Origin of the sequence: Myxosarcina sp. GI1 (assembly GCF_000756305.1) — a bacterium.
Lineage (GTDB): Bacteria > Cyanobacteriota > Cyanobacteriia > Cyanobacteriales > Xenococcaceae > Myxosarcina.
Map to the genome: position 1 here is coordinate 1 of NZ_JRFE01000020.1, position 17,559 is coordinate 17,559.

General features: G+C 39.7%; 19 protein-coding genes. 7 read left to right on the forward strand and 12 right to left on the reverse strand.

The genetic code is table 11. From position 1 onward, the window contains the following. Positions 1-319: 319 nt before the first annotated feature. Positions 320-727 (reverse strand): hypothetical protein, encoded by a 408-nt coding sequence (locus KV40_RS15235; protein ID WP_036483181.1) that lies wholly within the window; start codon positions 725-727, stop codon positions 320-322. Positions 728-1,204: 477 nt separating this feature from the next. Then, positions 1,205-1,504 (reverse strand): hypothetical protein, encoded by a 300-nt coding sequence (locus KV40_RS15240; RefSeq protein ID WP_052055664.1) that lies wholly within the window; start codon positions 1,502-1,504, stop codon positions 1,205-1,207. A 237-nt stretch (positions 1,505-1,741) separates the two neighbouring features. Here KV40_RS15240 and KV40_RS15245 point away from each other — a divergent pair, with 237 nt between their 5' ends. Continuing rightward, a complete protein-coding gene (locus tag KV40_RS15245) occupies positions 1,742-3,478 on the forward strand; it encodes a cation:proton antiporter (RefSeq protein ID WP_036483239.1) in 1,737 nt (578 codons plus the stop codon). Between the two features lie 39 nt (positions 3,479-3,517). Further along, positions 3,518-4,438, forward strand: a complete 921-nt coding sequence (locus KV40_RS15250) for a nucleoside hydrolase (protein ID WP_036483184.1) — start codon at positions 3,518-3,520, stop codon at positions 4,436-4,438. A 53-nt stretch (positions 4,439-4,491) separates the two neighbouring features. On the opposite strand, the gene KV40_RS15255 is transcribed toward KV40_RS15250, so the two are convergent. The 4 genes from KV40_RS15255 to KV40_RS15270 form a co-directional block, all read right to left on the reverse strand. After that, positions 4,492-4,839, reverse strand: coding sequence for a DUF86 domain-containing protein (locus KV40_RS15255; protein ID WP_036483187.1), 348 nt, complete (start codon positions 4,837-4,839; stop codon positions 4,492-4,494). Next, positions 4,775-5,140, reverse strand: a complete 366-nt coding sequence (locus KV40_RS15260; RefSeq protein ID WP_052055665.1) for a nucleotidyltransferase family protein — start codon at positions 5,138-5,140, stop codon at positions 4,775-4,777. Before KV40_RS15260 ends, KV40_RS15255 begins: the two co-directional genes overlap by 65 nt. A gap of 120 nt (positions 5,141-5,260) precedes the next feature. After that, the gene (locus KV40_RS15265; RefSeq protein ID WP_036483188.1) at positions 5,261-5,710 is read right to left on the reverse strand and encodes a cupin domain-containing protein; all 450 of its coding nucleotides are present in this window, start codon (positions 5,708-5,710) and stop codon (positions 5,261-5,263) included. A gap of 31 nt (positions 5,711-5,741) precedes the next feature. Continuing rightward, positions 5,742-6,485: an HAD family hydrolase gene (locus KV40_RS15270; protein WP_036483243.1), complete on the reverse strand. Its 744-nt coding sequence runs from the start codon at positions 6,483-6,485 to the stop codon at positions 5,742-5,744. Positions 6,486-6,819: 334 nt separating this feature from the next. Here KV40_RS15270 and speD point away from each other — a divergent pair, with 334 nt between their 5' ends. From speD to KV40_RS15285, 3 genes are all read left to right on the forward strand, one after another. Beyond that, positions 6,820-7,188 carry an adenosylmethionine decarboxylase gene (gene speD / locus KV40_RS15275; RefSeq protein ID WP_036483190.1) on the forward strand — a complete coding sequence of 123 codons (369 nt, stop codon included), beginning with the start codon at positions 6,820-6,822 and terminating at the stop codon, positions 7,186-7,188. A 64-nt stretch (positions 7,189-7,252) separates the two neighbouring features. Beyond that, positions 7,253-7,582: a DUF6464 family protein gene (locus tag KV40_RS15280; RefSeq protein WP_052055666.1), complete on the forward strand. Its 330-nt coding sequence runs from the start codon at positions 7,253-7,255 to the stop codon at positions 7,580-7,582. A gap of 160 nt (positions 7,583-7,742) precedes the next feature. Then, positions 7,743-8,804 (forward strand): tRNA (guanine-N1)-methyltransferase, encoded by a 1,062-nt coding sequence (locus tag KV40_RS15285; RefSeq protein WP_256381135.1) that lies wholly within the window; start codon positions 7,743-7,745, stop codon positions 8,802-8,804. 106 nt (positions 8,805-8,910) lie between these two features. Here KV40_RS15285 and KV40_RS15290 read toward each other — a convergent pair whose 3' ends face one another. The 6 genes from KV40_RS15290 to uvrB form a co-directional block, all read right to left on the reverse strand. Continuing rightward, positions 8,911-9,192 carry an RNA-binding protein gene (locus KV40_RS15290; RefSeq protein ID WP_036483194.1) on the reverse strand — a complete coding sequence of 94 codons (282 nt, stop codon included), beginning with the start codon at positions 9,190-9,192 and terminating at the stop codon, positions 8,911-8,913. A gap of 331 nt (positions 9,193-9,523) precedes the next feature. Next, positions 9,524-10,168 carry a GIY-YIG nuclease family protein gene (locus KV40_RS15295; RefSeq protein ID WP_036483195.1) on the reverse strand — a complete coding sequence of 215 codons (645 nt, stop codon included), beginning with the start codon at positions 10,166-10,168 and terminating at the stop codon, positions 9,524-9,526. 157 nt (positions 10,169-10,325) lie between these two features. Beyond that, on the reverse strand, positions 10,326-10,496 hold the full coding sequence (locus KV40_RS34960) for a hypothetical protein (protein ID WP_156114048.1): 171 nt from the start codon (positions 10,494-10,496) through the stop codon (positions 10,326-10,328). Between the two features lie 169 nt (positions 10,497-10,665). Beyond that, positions 10,666-11,070 (reverse strand): TerB family tellurite resistance protein, encoded by a 405-nt coding sequence (locus tag KV40_RS15300; protein ID WP_172657293.1) that lies wholly within the window; start codon positions 11,068-11,070, stop codon positions 10,666-10,668. Positions 11,071-11,095: 25 nt separating this feature from the next. Next, positions 11,096-12,451: a 16S rRNA (cytosine(967)-C(5))-methyltransferase gene (locus KV40_RS15305; RefSeq protein ID WP_036483200.1), complete on the reverse strand. Its 1,356-nt coding sequence runs from the start codon at positions 12,449-12,451 to the stop codon at positions 11,096-11,098. A 50-nt stretch (positions 12,452-12,501) separates the two neighbouring features. Further along, positions 12,502-14,508, reverse strand: coding sequence for an excinuclease ABC subunit UvrB (gene uvrB, locus KV40_RS15310; protein ID WP_036483204.1), 2,007 nt, complete (start codon positions 14,506-14,508; stop codon positions 12,502-12,504). Positions 14,509-14,830: 322 nt separating this feature from the next. Between uvrB and KV40_RS15315 the strand changes: the two genes are divergently transcribed. Both KV40_RS15315 and KV40_RS15320 read left to right on the forward strand, forming a co-directional pair. Beyond that, positions 14,831-15,112 (forward strand): DUF4278 domain-containing protein, encoded by a 282-nt coding sequence (locus KV40_RS15315; RefSeq protein ID WP_036483207.1) that lies wholly within the window; start codon positions 14,831-14,833, stop codon positions 15,110-15,112. Positions 15,113-15,704: 592 nt separating this feature from the next. After that, positions 15,705-17,504 (forward strand): 4Fe-4S binding protein, encoded by a 1,800-nt coding sequence (locus KV40_RS15320; protein WP_081942868.1) that lies wholly within the window; start codon positions 15,705-15,707, stop codon positions 17,502-17,504. Positions 17,505-17,559: the final 55 nt, after the last annotated feature.

The window sequence follows — 17,559 nt, forward strand, 5'->3', positions numbered from 1 at the left end:
GTCCGGCGAATCGCGAAGCGCGATTGTCTGATGGAGTATTACGATACAAAATCTCTGATAGTTCTTGAACGCACTCTTGAACACGAGCTTTTTCTGATGGAGTCATTAATCTTTTTATCTACTCAAGTCTTCTTATAGTTTGACCGCCATTGCTTCTATTTCTCTACTTCTTCTGTTTTTCTTCCAAAATGGGATGCTCCCCTTGTCAGATAGAATTTAACTACTCAGATTTTTGCCAAATTTCTTTAACTGCGGATTGGGACAAATCGTATACTTGCCATTCTCTAATTTTGTAATTAGTCAGCAACGAATAAGCTCGCTATAGCTCTGTTTGGCTGCCTCGAACGATAATTATATAATTACCCTTTAAAACTTTTTCTCGATAGATGCGAGCAACTTCTTCGGGCAAGAACCAACCCCGTATTCCTCCGATGAAACCACCCACTGCAGAACTGAAACCCGTTCCTGCCGCAACTGTTAACAAAGATTCGGCAGCCAGAGGTAAACCAACTCCAGGAATTAACATCGCGCTCAAGCCTCCTATAAGTGCGAGTAATCCACCTGTAGAGCCTCCCGCGATCGCACCCTTCATTGCACCTTCAGTTGCAGGTAGGGCAGCAACATTTTTGGGTAAAAATTCATGCTGGCGTAATTCTTGACAGGCTTTGATTAGCTGCTGGCGATCGGAAAAAATGCCAACACCTTGTTTTAATTGAGAGTTAGTCATCTTCATTGTCTTCTACAACTTTTACACTATTAGTGTTGAGGCTAAAGATGACCAAAAAATGACGTTGTATATTTTGTTGAGTTGAGTTGCAGCACTCACATGAGAGTAGATGGCGCGATCGCGTTTTTTTTAATAGCAAGCTATTAACAAAGGCTTAAATGTTTTGAGTTGCGTTTGCCAACAAGATGCGTCACTTTCTCGTCACATTAAATATTAGTTTGCTGCGATCGCTTTTCTGAGCCTGCCAAATTTGTCTTGCAAGTATACTTCGTGTGGCTGAACCAAACCGAGAGACTGGAGATCGAACACTACGCGATGTAAGTGCCGAGAACCGAGAATAATACTTTTTTAGCATCAAAGAAAAAATTCGATCTACCGCTTCCCCTGTCAAATTTGGAAAGGCAAGAAGATTGAATAATTTTCATTGCCTTATTAAAACTCATCGAACAATGAATATTGCTAAATGCTAAATGTCTTTCAATTAGTTTGTCCTTCCCAGTCAGGACAGTATGGCGATCGCAGCCAGCCATAAGGATGAATGGCACATATTAATTTGGTGCGAGTAGCTAAGGTTTGACCGTAAGCTTGCCCGTGATAGTTGACACAGCCAATGCAAGCTTGGGGACGAGAACTTTTTAAACCTGCAAAACCCAATTGAGTACGTAAAATGTAGCGTTGTGATTTGTGGCGATGCCAGTTACGATAGGCTGCCTGTCTTCTAATCAAGTTCGCTTTCTGAAAAATTGTAGCGTTTGGATAATCGGTATTGTCGGGCATAATTTATCCCTGGATATTATATATTTTTTTTATTTATCTAATAAATAACCCTTATTAAGTGCTTTGGCAATCGTTCTTTAGTTGTTTGTTGTAACGATCGGTTAAACAAAAATACTTAATTTTTATGTACTGCAAACTGAACTATTGAAAATTGCGATCGAATTGGTAAAAACCCAAGTACATGTAACCAGGTTGATTAAAATCGAAGGGAAAACAGACGTTAACTCTCTAAACTTAATGGCAGGCGTAGATATTTTGGTTCGAGATCTTACAGTTGTCTTAGCTGCTTCGGCACTAGGTGGCTTTATCGTCAATCGTCTGAGACAACCAGTTCTTTTAGGCTATCTCGCTTGTGGTCTGGCAATCGGTCCTTTTGGTTTGGGACTGATCGGGCAAACAGAACAAATCGAATCTTTGGCAGAAATTGGCGTAGCTTTTTTACTGTTTGCTTTGGGAGTGGAATTTTCTCTTGCAGAACTAAGACGGGTTAAAGACATTGCTATTAAAGGTAGTTTACTGCAAATTGGCTCTACCATTCTTCTAGTAGCTATTTTGGCTCTACTAGGCGGTTGGGTATCGTCACCAATAAGAGGAATTTTTCTGGGAGCAATTCTGTCTCTCTCTTCTACGGCAGTGGTGCTGAAAACTCTAACAGAAAGGGGCGAAGTCGATACGATTCATGGGCAAATCATGCTAGCCATTCTAATTGCCCAAGATCTGGCTTTAGGTTTAATGCTGGCTATACTACCCGCTCTCGACGAACCAAATAATCTTGTTCCCGCTTTGGCTATAGCCGTTTTAAAAGCGGTGTTGTTTTTTGCCAGTGCTATAGCATTTGGCTATTGGGTAGTTCCCTCGTTGATGAAAACTGTAGCGCAAACTGAAAATAGCGAATTGTTTTTATTAACTACAATTGCTTTGTGTTTGGGTGTTGCCTTAGTGACCGCCAGCCTCGGTCTGTCAATTGAAATGGGGGCTTTTGTGGCGGGGTTGACTATTTCCGAAATCGATTATTCAGACCGCGCTTTGGCTAAAGTGATACCGTTACGGGATACCTTTGCCAGCCTGTTTTTTGCTTCCATTGGTATGTTAATCGATCCCGATATTTTGTGGCAGAACTTTGGGATTATTGTTGGCTTAGTTGCTTTGGTGCAAATTGCTAAAGCAATAATTGTTTTTCCCATTGTCTGGCAATTTGGCTATTCGTTTAAAACCGCAGTAATCTCGGCTTTGGGACTAAATCAAATTGGAGAATTTTCTTTCGTACTTGCTTTGGTAGGATTTGAATCGGAATTAATTACTCAGGAACAGTATTTATTGCTAATTGGTACTACGGCAATAACTTTAATCCTGACTCCCATTGAAATGAAGTTTTCACCGCAAATTGCTCGTAGGCTGGCAAGCGTACCAGCGATCGCCAGTTATTTAAAACGCAGACAACAAAATCGAGGCATAGCAGTTCCCGAAACTATCTGCGACCATGTAGTAGTGGCAGGKTATGGGAGAGTCGGACAGGTAATCGTTAAAATTTTGCGCGATCGTGGTTTTAACGTTTTGGCAATTGAAAATAGCGAAGCCGCGGTCAGACGTTTGCGACAGGAAAAAATTCCCTATGTGTTTGGCGATGCTGATTCGGAACTAGTTTTAGAAAAAGCACATCTACCCAAAGCTAAGGCTTTAGCGATCGCCCTTCCCGATCCTTCCAGCACCCGTATCTTACTCGAACACGCTCTTAAGCTAGCTCCCAAACTAGACATAGTAGTTCGTACCCACAACAACAGCGAAATCGATGTTTTAACTCAAATGGGTGCGAAAGAAGTGGTACAGCCAGAATTTGAAGCAGCTTTAGAAATGGGAGGACAAATTTTAACTACTCTTGGTGAATTAGAAACCACTATAAGTTCGGTACTGCAAACGATTCGTCGCGATCGCTATTTAAGCGTTCGTTCGGAAAGAGATGCTGATGCAAAATAGATCTTTGCTATCTTAAAGCTTGGGCTTTGGTAAAGCAAGATGACGAAAAAACTAGTATTGATGGATCACGATGGCGCGATCGATGATTTCCTCTCGATGATGCTGTTGTTGACTATGGCAGATGTCAAACCTTTAGGAATTGTAGTTACCCCTGCTGACTGCTATGGTAAAGCCGCAGTGAGCGTTAGCCGTAAAATTATTCAGCTAATGGAACGAACTGAAGTTCCTGTAGTTGAAAGTACCGTTCGTGGTTTAAACCCCTTCCCTCCCGAATTTCGTCGCGACTGTCTGATTATCGATAATTTTCCCTTACTTAACGAACGAGAACTAGTTACAGCACCAGTTTCGATAACGGGACAAGAATTTATTATTACTCAATTACAAAACGCACCAGAACCAGTGATTCTAATGGTAACTGGTCCTTTAACTACCATAGCCGAAGCGATCGCTACAGAACCGCAGATAACTAACAAAATTGCCGAACTTGTCTGGATGGGAGGCGCGTTAAGTGTTAGTGGTAACGTCGAAAAAGTCTTTGCTATGGAACACGACGGTTCGGCAGAATGGAATGTTTATTGGGATCCTATTGCCGCCAAACAAATTTGGGATACAGAAATTCCTGTTACTCTTTGTCCTTTAGATTTAACTAATACCGTTCCCGTTACTCCCGCTCTAATTCGTCAGCTATCCAAACAAAGAAAATATCCACTCTCAGATTTAGCGGGTATGTGTTACGCGCTGGCAATTCCGCAAAACTATTACTGTTGGGATATTTTAGCTACAACTTATTTAGCTCACCCTGAGTTTTATAATCTTGAGGAAAAAGAAACCGACATTATTACTCAGGGTGCGAGTCAAGGCAGAACCATTATTAAATCTGGCGGTAGAAAAATTAAAGTGATGACAGAAGTAGATCGCGAAAAGTTTTATCTTTATTTACTTCAGCAATTTGCTAGATGAGATGATTTGTATAATTCGCAGGCGAAAGCTTAATATTTAGCAAAAAATCTATTTCAATCTTTTAATTTCGATATAGCAGCTTCTATCTGTGGCAATATAGTTGGCAAATCTTTAGTTACTACTTGCCAAACTATTTCTAAATCCACTTCAAAATACGCGTAAATTAAGCGATTTCTCATTCCTATTATTCGCCTCCAAGGAATTTCGGAGTATTGTTCTTGCTTCTGAGAAGAAATATTATTTGCGGCTTCTCCAATAATTTCAATTAATCTTACCAAGGCTAAAGACAACATTCGCTCTTTATCTAGATCTTTTCGACTCCGACCTTCAACAAAACTAATTGCTTCTTTTGCTGCTTGTTGTATGTGTTTGAATCTGGTTAAATCGTCTGACTTGGTCATATATTGGTACAGCTTCGCTTAACACTCTATCTCTAAAAAAATGACTCAATTCGTGTGGAGTTCTCAAATCTACTTCACGCCCTATTATTTCTGATAACTCGTCTTGTAGATCGATAATAGCCAAGCCTGGAGTTTTTCCCTCTTGAAACTCAACCAAAAGATCGACATCGCTGTTCGCTGTAAAATCATCTCTCAATACAGAACCAAACAGAGATAGTTTATTAATATGGTTGCGTCTGCAAAAGTTTTCTATCTTAAAAATGGGTATTTTAATAGGCAGAGAAAATAAATTCGTAGTCATATAAAGTAGCAAGATACTAAAAACTTTAATTTAGCCAAACTTTTGCATTTTTGTTATTTTCGCGATCGCTATTAGGAAAAGCGATCGCCTTAAAAGTTGGAAATAACTCTAACTCTAACTTTAGGCGGGATACTGGTCGAATTTTTGCGTTAATTCTAATAGTTCTTTCTGGGTTGGTTTTCGTCCGTCTTTAGTTAATTCGGCTAATCCTTCAAAGTATTGCTCTCGCGAGTCGGCAGGACAAAACATAATCAACATTTTAGCTGGCATCGAGCTAGGATTGGAAAAACCGTGACGGGTATTTTCGGGAACATTCATTAAAGTTCCTGACACAGCAGTTATTTTTTCCTGTCCCAATACCAACTCTACTTCACCTTCTAAAACATAAAATGTCTCGGTCATTTCTTTGTGGATATGAGGACTGGCACCGTCGGTTTCTGGTTCTAAGGTAAACTCAAACAGACCAAAATGACCGTGAGTGTCTTTTCCCGTTAGTTTAAAGGTACAGGTACTGGTACCAATTGTTACTGACTTGCCTTCACTAGGCTGAAGAATAATAGGTAATGACATTTTAAATATTTGTTTCTTACTTACGGCAAAATCATAGTAATTTCTTCAAACTGTCGATATCCAAATAGCTATGATTTTGGCAATCTCCCTGTAAAATCTCAAAAGGTTGTTCTGGTTCTCCCAAATGATTTAAAATTAATGCCGCTTCGCTAAAATCTTGCTCTTTGGTATAGTCATTAACGGTAACGATGGTTTTTATTCCAGCAGCGATCGCAGCTTGCAAACCGTGTTGAGAATCTTCAAACACCAAACAGTTTTTTGGCGATAAGTTCATCTGTTCTAAAACGTAATTGTAGATATCTGGTGCAGGTTTTTTGTGGGGAACGATATCGCCTGCAGCAATAACTTCAAACCAGTCGGGATGAAAATGCCGAATTAAAGCCTCCGTACTTTCTAAACTGCTAGTTGTAGCTATAGCCAATCTTATCGACTCTGCTTTGGCTGCGCTAATTAATCTTTTAACTCCCGTACGAAAGGAAATTTTTCCCGATGCAAGTAGTTGTTGATAATATTGACTTTTAATTTGGTGAAGGTCGGCAATAAAATCTTTAATATCTTTATCGAATTTAATAGCGGGATGCTGTTGCTGGAGATAAAATTTAATTCTTTCTTTTCCTCCCGAAATAGCCAAAAGTTCTCTATACAAATCTCTCTTCCAGTGCCAATCTAGCTCGGCTTTTTCAAAAGCATGATTGAATGCCACCCGATGCCCATCTTCTTCGGTATTGGCTAAAGTTCCATCAACATCAAAAATCAAAGCTTGTAATTTAGACATATTATCTTTTAAAGATAAAGTCTGGTAAAAAAAAACTTGTCTCCGATCTGACTGTATCAATAATCAAAGCGTTTAACAAGCAGTGTAATTTAGCCAGATTTTTAATCTAGTTTACGTCGAGCGAGATCGCAATGAAAGAACGGCGAGATTTGCTAGCGATCGCCAGTAGCTAAATTAAAGAATAAAAAGTACACGGCTACAATAGTAGTATTCTCACGATAATAGCGTGTCTTTGCCGAATAAAATTAAGCTTTAATCTTAAAAGGCGTTTATTTATGCTACGTCTAATACTTACCATAGCTCGCTCGAAGATAGTTGGAGGGTATGCCAGCCTGTGAACAAAATAGGAACTCATTTGGTGTTAGATGCTTGGCAGGCACCAGCAGCACTATTAAACGATCCCCAACAAATACGTCGGGCTTTGCTTGCAGCAGTTGCGGCAGGAGAAGGTACAATTATCGATCTCTGCGTACATCAATTTAGTCCGCAAGGCATAACAGCTACAGCTACTTTAGCCGAATCTCATATAGCTATCCATACCTGGCCCGAACACGGTTATTTTGCTGCCGATTTATTTTTTTGCGGCAAAGGAAAGCCAGAAAGAGCCATGAAAGTTTTACAAACAGCACTGCAAGCTAAAAACATTAAATTACAGCAGGTCGAACGAGGCTTTCTTTTGCCAGATTTATTGAGTCAACCTTAGAAACTTCTCTCTACCTATAAGAAAATAAACATATTCCGCCGTGCCATATTTTTCGTACATAATAATGACTAATGGTTTATCTCATCTGGTTGCTCTGAAGCTAGGTATCCTCTTAGTTCTTGGCATTTTACCCGCTTTGACTTATTTATTTATCTTGCAGAAACTCAATCGTAGGTGGCAAGAGCGACTCAGACAGTTTCGGACACTCAATTCATATCGCGATCGCGATTTGTTTGCTGTTTATTATCGCGATCGCCGTCGAACACTAAGCAAACGCTATATTGGCGATCTCAGTTGTCTGTATAATGCTCGTTCTCCTTATATTCGCTGTGCAGTTAATCCTCAAGGACCGTGCAAGGAATGTTTTTACTATCAAAAAAAAGACGCTTGCTAGCCGCAAACGCCTTGATGCCACTCTAAGTCTAAGTCAAAGCTACTCTGCTAATATTGACTCGTCAACTCACTTGAAAACGGTATCATCAATTAAATGACCATAAAATCGGATAAAACAGATTCTTTTTCTTTGGCAGACAGAAGGTAAAGCAAAATTTCAGATAGGCAACGCCTTTTATAACCCTCAAACCAAAATAGTGAGGGATTTGGGTATTTTAGCTGCTGCTGCCTATCGTCAGGATAATGGCAGCCTGAGAATATTGGATACTTTGGCAGGTTGTGGAGTTCGCAGTTTGCGCTATTGCCTGGAAAGCCATGCCGATTACTTATGGATAAATGAAGGTAATCCCGAATTACATTCTCTGCTGCAACAAAATTTAGCTCCTGCGATCGCATCTTTTCGACTAACTAACTTCGACGCGCATCGAGTTTTTTTTGAGTGTTACTCTCACCGAGACTATTACGATTTGGTTGATGTAGACTGTTTTGGTACTGCCGCTCCCTATCTAAGTACGATGCTGTGGGCGACAAAAATTGGCGGTCTGATGTACCTTACCAGCACTGACGGACGTACTCTAACGGGTCATCTACCAGAAAATAGTTTAGCAGCTTATGGGGCGATCGCTCGTTCCCATCCTGCCGCTCACGAACAGGCTTTAAGATTGTTAATTGGTAGCGTACAGCAGCAGGCGGCTACCAAAGGTTTGGGGATCGAACCTTTATTTTCGCTGTTTACGGGCAAAACCTATCGTTTGATGCTGCGATTAATTCATAAACCCAAGCTAACTACTAAAAATTATGGTTTTATCGCCTACTGTCATAGTTGTGGCAATTACCAAACAGTTACCTGGCGTAAATTGGGTAAAGTTAGCTGTAGCTGTCCCAATCCTTCAGTAATTTTAAGTGGCGCGATGTGGCAGGGAGAACTGCATCAAAAACCATATATCGAGCGTTTGCTGAGTATGGCGCAACAGTGGCAGTGGCAAGAAGCAGAAAAATTACTGTCCAAGCTGGCAGCAGAAATAGATACTCCGCCTTACTTTTATACTTTAGGTGAAATTGGTAAACGAGGTAAGCTAGATCTTCCCAGGCGATCGCAGTTAATCAAAGCCTTACAAGATGCTGGTTATCGAGCCAGTAAGACTCATATCAATAATTTGGCAATAAAAACTACTGCCGATATTTATACCTGTATCGATATCGCCAAACAAATTTCTCGATAACATTGCTAATTCTTTTATATTCAAACAACAAAGCGCCCCTAAAAAAGTGACGTAGACTAATCTACTCGTTTTTAGAAGCGTCGATTTTTTAGTTTAATTGCAAAGCTTAGAAACGGTTGTTTCGTCCACCACGATTTCTATTATCTTCGCGAGGTCTAGCTTTATTAACTTTTAGCTGACGATCCATCCATTCTGCTCCATCTAGAGCTTTGATAGCTTCGTCTTCATTAGCTTCCGATTCCATCTCGACAAATGCAAATCCTCTTGGACGACCTGTTTCGCGATCGCTAGGAATATGAACCCGTTTAACAGTTCCATATTCAGCGAAGACTTCGTTTAAGTCTTCTGAATTAACTTCGTAAGATAGATTGCCTACGTAAATTGACATATTTTAATTGTCTTCTCAATGAGTCTTGGGTTTAGAGAGACAGGATTATTGGAAAAGAAATAGCTCAATACTGTACGGAAAAAACCTGTAGATACTGAATACAAACCTAATCGTTAATCTGTTGATTCTCAGCCTTAATACTAACACTTTTGACAAAATAAAAACAAAATTGTCCTATTTTTTATCCCATGGCTTACCAATAACTTCTAAAACTCTCTTCTCAAGTGGCTTACAGTTTTTTAAATCTGGTTAATCTTTTGCCGTTCATTTCTTGATAGAGAACGCATAGAGTTAGTTCTTCTGATTCTCTATCTTCGGGTAAGAGAACAAATTAAGACTCAATTACCGAACTCCAATCGTCGTTTTTAATTGCTGCTTCTAATTTATGACGACGCTTGAGTTCGGCTTCGCTTTGTGTGTCTTGCGCTGCTAGTTCATCAGTAAGAGTCGCATCTGCCATTGCTTTTCTTAGTTTCAATTTCTTTTCTTCGTAAGTATTTTTTTCCGCTTCTGTCATGGTAGCTTTAGCTGCTTCGCCAATTGTACTCGCCCATGTACCTAACTTAGTTGTATTGCCGATTGGAGTATAATTTAACTCAGCCAACCATTCATCTTTTACTGTTTCCATCGCTTGACGCTTGGGAAACTTAATAGTTTTGACTCGAATAAAAGCGCAAACTTCTGCGCCGTTTTGGATAATGTGTCCTTTTAGAGAACGTAGGACATCCCTGGAATAACCAATATACTGATAAATGCGTTCTCTGTCTAAAACTGCATAAACCCCTGCAACTTTAGTATTTTCCGTCTGGTTTTGCCACTCTGACACCGTTACTATGGCTGTTCCATCAGAATCTAAGACAATGGAATTGCGATCGACATTATGTTCATCATCAGAACTATACAAAAAACTGTGTAATCCTTGATGAGCTTGAGGAACATTTTGATGTTCGATGGGAGTATTATGTTCGGGTTCCACAAAATTAGCCTATGTTAAGAGTCATCAATTATCCTAGCTAGAGCTTACTGGATAAAACGAATATAGATAAGAATCGTAATTTAGTTGGTAGGGTAAAATATAGGGAAAAGCAGAATAAACTTAATTTGACTTAGAGTATCTTTTTGTTTCACATTCTCTATCTTAGTTGGCAAGGATTAATATTAAGCTCGGATATTTTAGCGATGCGGATATCTGATGCTTTTACATTTTCTGCATCAAGATTGCTATTACCTAAAGCACTTTCTTTAAATACTTTACTTTGTGGTATGTAGTAATAGTAGTGATAACTATACTGTATATCGTCCACGTCATCTTTTCTTATCTTTATCTAGCGCAATCTGAAGAGATTCTACTAGTTTTCTTTTATGTGTCCCAAAATTCATGGTTAACTTTTAGAAATTGAGATCGCCACACAAAATCTTTTCATTAATCATTACTCGCTACTCGCTACTCGCTACTCGCTACTCGCTACCCAATCATACATGCTGTTCCATTGCCGACCGATATAGCTTTTGAATTTTTCTCAATAGTTTATTAAATATCTTTTTGTTAGATTCGTTGGCAGAATCTAAATGCTCGATCTTTTCAATTAGTTTGGCTTCGCGAATATCAACATAGCCGTCGCTGTAGATCAAGCCACTAATTTTTTCTAGCAACTCCAAATAGTCTTCGTGAGAATGATCTTCTCCTAAATAATCTTCTAACCACTGATAGCATTCTATAGGCTGTACGGGACGCAGTTCTGACAATAAAGGTCTAATTTCGGGATCGTTTGCCAGTTGAAATTCTTGCGCCACGCGACGTAAATATCTTCTTTCTTCTGGTTGAATAATGCCGTCTATCCAAGCAGCACCAATTAAAATTTTAAGTAATGTTTTCATTTTTTCTACTGTGTCTATTGGCAGACTACAAAATTTTTTGTAACTTCACCATGAAAAATCCGTCCATATTGTTATGGTGAGGATAAATTTCGATCCAGCCTTCTGGATCGACAAAATGACTGGCGGGAGATGAAGCCATAGGTAATTGTACTCTCCAATTAGGATTGTGTTTTAAAAAAGTTTGTATTACTTTTTTATTTTCTACATAGTTGAGAGTACAAGTGGCATATACCAAAACACCGTTTGGTTTTACCCAGGTTGCTACTTCTGCTAACAGTTCCTTTTGTAACTCAACAAGTTTATCAATTGCCTCTGGATGTCGCCAACGAATGTCGGGACGTTTGCCTAAAGTCCCCAAACCAGAACAGGGTGCGTCTAATAAGACTCGATCGCCTGTTTCTTTAAATTGTGTTAAGTTACGACTGTCACCCGTTTGTATTGTAATAGATTTTAACTGTAAGCGTGCGGCGTTAGCTCTAACTTTTTCCAGGCGTTTGGTAGCGCGATCGCAAGCAATAACGAACCCGCGATCGCTCATTAATTCGGCAATATGAGTGGTTTTTCCTCCTGGTGCGGCACAGGCATCGATAATCGTTTCTCCAGGCTGGGGATCGAGAAAATGGCTTACTAGTTGTGCGCTGCTGTCTTGCACTACCCACCAGCCTTCTTTATATCCTGGTAAAGAAGTAATTTCTCCCGTACTATTATTAATCCGCAAAGCTTGAGGTAAATGCGGCATGGGGGACACGGATACACCCTTAGCTTTTAAAGCAGCCGTTACTTCTGCTACTGTAGTTTTGAGAATATTAACTCGCAGATCGATATGCGGCGACTGGTTGAACCACATCGCTAGTTTCTCAGCTTCAGTAAATGACAGTTGTTCTAACCAAGTTTTAACGATCCAGTCGGGAAAGCTGTGTAAAATACCCAACCTTTGTACGGTATCTTCTGGAAGCCGCAAGGGATCGCCATGTTCTGCCTGTCGGAGATATTCACGCAATATACCGTTTACTACCCCCGCTAGCTTGTTTAAACCGTTGGCTTTGGCAAGTTCGACGCTGGTGTTTACCGCCGCCGAGGGGGGAATGCGATCGCTATAGCGTAATTGATACAAACCTAAGTGTAAGATAATTCGCAAATCTAAAGGTTGCTGTCGGGCATTTTTTTTGCCCAGGCGATCGATTAAAGCATCCAGGGTTCGCTGGCGGCGTACTACTCCATACACCAGTTCGCAAACCAAACCGCGATCTTGTCTTTCAATAGACTGGTTTCGCAAAACGCGATCTAAGGCAATGTCGGTATATGCCTGCTGTTGGTAAACATTTTTTAAGGCGAGAAAAGCTAATTGGCGAGAGTTGGTAGCTGGTAGGCGGTCGATCATTTACAAAAAGTAGTAGAGGACGTTCCATGAAACGTCCGTACGAGATGAATTTAGATACGTTTTTTGCCTAATAATTTATCGCGTAGATTTTGAATGCGATCGCGATATTTTGCTGCTTCTTCAAATTCTAAATTTTTGGCAGCTTCTTTCATTTTGGCTTCTAGCTGCTCTATCAAATCGGGAATTTGTTCTAAAGAGAGTTCGTTGGAATTTTCGTAAATTTCTTCTAACTGCTCTTTATTTAAGCGACGAGAAATATCTAAGAAAGCCAGAATCGCATTGTCACCTTTTTTGATAATTGGTTTGGGGGTAATATTGTGCCTTTTGTTGTAGGCAACCTGAATATTACGTCTTCTTTCCGTTTCTTCAATCGCCCTTGCCATGCTATTGGTTAAATTGTCGGCGTATAAAATTGCCTCTCCGCGAACATGACGTGCGGCTCTACCTATAGTCTGAATAATCGAACTTTCCGATCGCAAAAAGCCTTCTTTATCGGCATCTAAAATTGCTACTAAAGATACTTCAGGTAGATCCAATCCCTCTCTTAGAAGGTTAACGCCAATTAAAACATCAAACTCACCATTTCTCAAAGCCTGTAAAATTTCAATCCGCTCGATCGATTTAATTTCCGAGTGAAGATACTGTACTTTAATATCTCGTTCGTTAAAATATTCGCTCAGATCTTCTGCCATTCTTTTAGTTAGAGTAGTAATCAAAACTCGTTCTTGCTTGGTAACACGCTCTTTAATTTCTCCTAAAAGATCGTCTACTTGTCCATCGGTAGGGCGCACCATAATTTCGGGATCGATTACTCCTGTAGGACGAATAATCTGCTCGATTACCCGATCTTCTGACTGCTCGAATTCCCATTTACCAGGGGTAGCAGAAACCAAAACGCATTGATTGACTTTCTGCCAAAATTCATCGGATTTTAAAGGACGATTATCAGCTGCCGAAGGCAGACGAAAGCCGTGTTCGATTAACACCATTTTTCGCGAGCGATCGCCGTTATACATACCCCGAATTTGCGGTACGGTAACGTGCGACTCATCGACAACTAATAGCCAATCATCGGGAAAATAGTCGATCAGACATTCTGGAGGTTCACCTGGCTTTCTACCTGCTAGATGTCGCGAATAGTTTTCTACGCCGTTGCAGTATCCTACTTCTCGTAATAGTTCTAAATCGTAACGGGCGCGTTGTGACAGTCTTTGAGCTTCTAAAAGTTTGTTTTGGTTTTCTAACTCGATTAAACGAGCGTCTAGTTCGGCTTGAATATCCAGACAGGCTTGCTCTAATCTTTCTTCTGGCGTAACAAAGTGACGGGCGGGATATATATTGATGCCATTCAAACTTTGTAAAATCTCTCCTGTAACTGGATCGACATAGCGCAGTGCCTCAATCTCATCGCCAAAAAACTCAATTCTGATAATGCGATCTTCATAAGCAGGAACGATTTCTAATACATCTCCCTTAACCCGAAATCTGCCCCGTTCGAGTTCGATATCGTTACGAGAATACTGTACCGACACTAAATCTCTAAGCAATTCACGCTGATTTACTTCCATGCCCATACGTAACGGAACTGCCGCTTTAAGATACTCTGAAGGTATACCCAAACCATAGATACAACTAATGGAAGCCACCACAATTACATCTCGGCGTTCAAAAAGCGATCGCGTTGCCGAGTGACGCAACATATCGATTTCGTCGTTAATCGAAGCGGTCTTTTCAATATAGGTATCGCTGACGGGAATATATGCTTCTGGCTGATAGTAGTCGTAATAACTAATAAAATACTCTACGGCATTGTTTGGAAAAAACTGCCGCAACTCGTTACATAGCTGCGCCGCCAGGGTTTTGTTATGAGCCAGTACCAATGTGGGTTTTTCGACGTTAGCAATGGTATGAGCGATGGAAAAGGTTTTACCCGTCCCCGTAGCACCCAAAAGAGTTTGAAAACGATTGCCTGCCTGAAGGGATTTAGTCAACTCGGCGATCGCCTGGGGCTGATCGCCCATTGGTTGAAATGGTGCTTGCAAATTGAATAAGCTCATGAACCAGAAAGCTAAAAAATCTCATTTTTAATGTAGCGCAGATAGAGATATTAGTACATTTGTAGGAATAAATAGGTAAAACCTTTAATAAACTTGTTGCGAACGGCTTCACCCTTCCTCACTTTTAAATCTCAAAAAACTTCCATTGCCTGTTGCCTGTTGCCTTTTAAGAACCCAAAGTATTTCAATAAACCGAGAATTGTTATGTATGAGCTTTTTTATGAGTTCTCGAATGAGTTTTATGAGCATTACTGTCCCTCTCGCCAATTAATATTAAATGCGAAAGACGAGCAAACAAACTTTAGGAGGGAGAACATCCAATATGAAATTAACTTTTTTAGGTAATAGTTATGAAGTAAATTTATCTCCTATTCGCATAACTGTAAGTAACATAGGGGGTAAATACAGAAGCCGTTTTTGGCTGAGAAAATCTCATGAAGAACAGCTTTTGCCCCAAGCTTATCATCACTTAAAATATCGTGGCGTTAGGTATGTAAGTACTGTTTACGCTAGAAATAGCAAAACTTCTGTAAGTGTTGCTATGGAGACAAATACCTCTAGCAAATACAATAATTTACCTCATTTATTTTTAAAAAAGGTATAGCAATCAAAAACCTTATTTATTTGCAAAAATTAAATTGCCAATAAATTTTAGAGAAAAGCGATAATTACAGCAATTTTCATATTAATTAAGTACAAAAGTAGACCAAACGAGAATCGCTGACCCCCTGGTGCCTAGTGCCTAGTGCCTAGTGCTTGACTAATCCAAAGTGTACCTCATCCAACTAAAAATTGCTGTAAGTTTAAATTCCATAAATAGAGGAAAATTATAGCGATTTGCATAGATCGAGAAGCATTCGTTTCATGTGAGCAATAGAAAAAATAATGTAATAACCAAAAGTTTTCGATAACTATGGCTAAATTTATATGAAAAAATCAGCGATCTTGATGTAACCTGAATTTAAAATTAATAGCTCTAAAGCCGTTTTATTAAATATAAAAAACTTTACTGTTTTGCGACCGATAAGTATGTTTATTCTGTGTGGCAGTAAAATTCTTACTTGGTTGAGTTAAACAAAAAATGCTCGATAAATTTGTTTGCTGCTAAAAAAACCAAAAATAATCGTAACAATTATATACCTAATTATACTTTTGATTTAATTATTTACTCATCAAGCTCAGTAGGTGCGACTCCAATGTTAAATCGAGTTTCCGAATCAAAAATGCACATTATTAGATGGGTGCTGGTAATTGGTTGGCTACTTCTCATTTTTTCCTTATTTTACGATCCGATTTCACACCATCTCAGCGATCCCAACAACTCGCTCAGTCCTTTTCGCGATCGCATTATTAGTCTTGCCAAGCTGCCCGATAGTTGCGTTAGAGTACAAGGTGAGTGTCTCTCTGAAACGCCTTATCCGATGGGAACCAGGTTTTTTTGGGGTATGATAGTTCCCTGTGCGATCGCGATCGTCTTTGTATTCGGTCACGAAACTTGGCGGCGTATTTGTCCGCTTTATTTTCTTTCTCAAATTCCCCGCACTTTGGGACTAGAGCCTAGATTAAATATTTCTAAAAATAGTTGGCTGGTTCGCAATCATATATACGTACAGTTTGCCCTACTGTTTATTGGTTTGAATTGTCGGATTCTGTTTATTAATTCAGCCTGTCTGGTTTTTGGTTTTTTTCTAGTCTTTACTATTCTTGCCGCTATAACCATAGTTTGGCTTTACGGGGGGCGAAGTTGGTGTCATTATGTTTGTCCTTTTGGCATGGTGCAAATGGTGTTTACAGGACCTAGAGGACTGTTAGGGAGTCAGGCTCATCAAGCTCCCCCTAGAAGCATAACTCAGTCTATGTGTCGCACTATAGATAGCAATACCAGCAAGGAAACTAGTGCCTGTATCAGTTGTAAATCACCTTGTTTGGATATTGATGCCGAGAGAACTTATTGGGAGTATCTAGCCAAGCCTGGGCGTAAATTGTTGCAATACGGTTATTTAGGGCTTGTAAGCGGTTATTTCTTTTACTATTACTTATATGCGGGTAATTTTAATTATTATTTTTCTGGTGTTTGGACTCATGAAGAGAATCAGCTAGCAACGCTTTTTAAGCCTGGTTTTTATCTTTTCGAGCGAGCGATCGCCATTCCCAAACTAGTTGCAGTTCCTCTAACTCTAGCTTTTTCTGTAGGAATATGTTGCCTAATTGGTAGCAAGTTTGAAAAAATACTGTTTTCTTACTTTAGAAAGCGCGATCCCCATATAAATCGTCAACAGGTTTTACATCGAGTTTTTACTCTTTGCACTTTTATTGCTTTCAACGCTTTTTTTGTCTATGGCGGGCGACCAGAAATTTTGCGCCTACCTTTGTTGGTTCAACTAACATTTAATGCCGCGATCGTCTTAGTCAGCACTATTTGGCTATATCGAACCTGGGGGCGTAGTTACGAACAATACAGTAAAGAAAGCCTGGCTAATAAATTACGCCGTCAACTAAAAAAACTATCTTTTGACTTCTCACAGTTTTTAGAAAGACGTTCCCTAGACGAATTAAATTCAGATGAGCTATACGTTTTAGCAACTGTATTGCCTAAAGCTACACGACAAGACCGCGATCGGGTTTACAAGGGAATATTAACAGAAGCATTATCAGAAAAGCGTTTCGAGCCTGATGTGAGTAAAGAAGCGCTCCAGCAACTCCGCGACAAGCTACAGCTTCGGGATGAAGAACACGATCGCCTGTTGACAGAAATCATTCAGGAAAACCCAAAACTTATAAATCCAGTTTCCTCTAAAAACTCCGAGCTTAGTTTGGCTAAAACAAAGTTTAAGGCTCTCAGAAACAAACAAAGTGGGAATCTAGCCAAACCAATTCAGACAAGCTATTTGTATCGTGCATTAACTCAAGTAAAAGGCGATCGCCATAAAAGACCAAAGGGTTACTCCCAGGACGTACCTACAAAAATTAGAAAAGTTGAAGACAAAATCGACTAAAAACGGCAACAGATCGACCGAACAAAAAGTATCGCTTAAAAACTTATATTTTAGT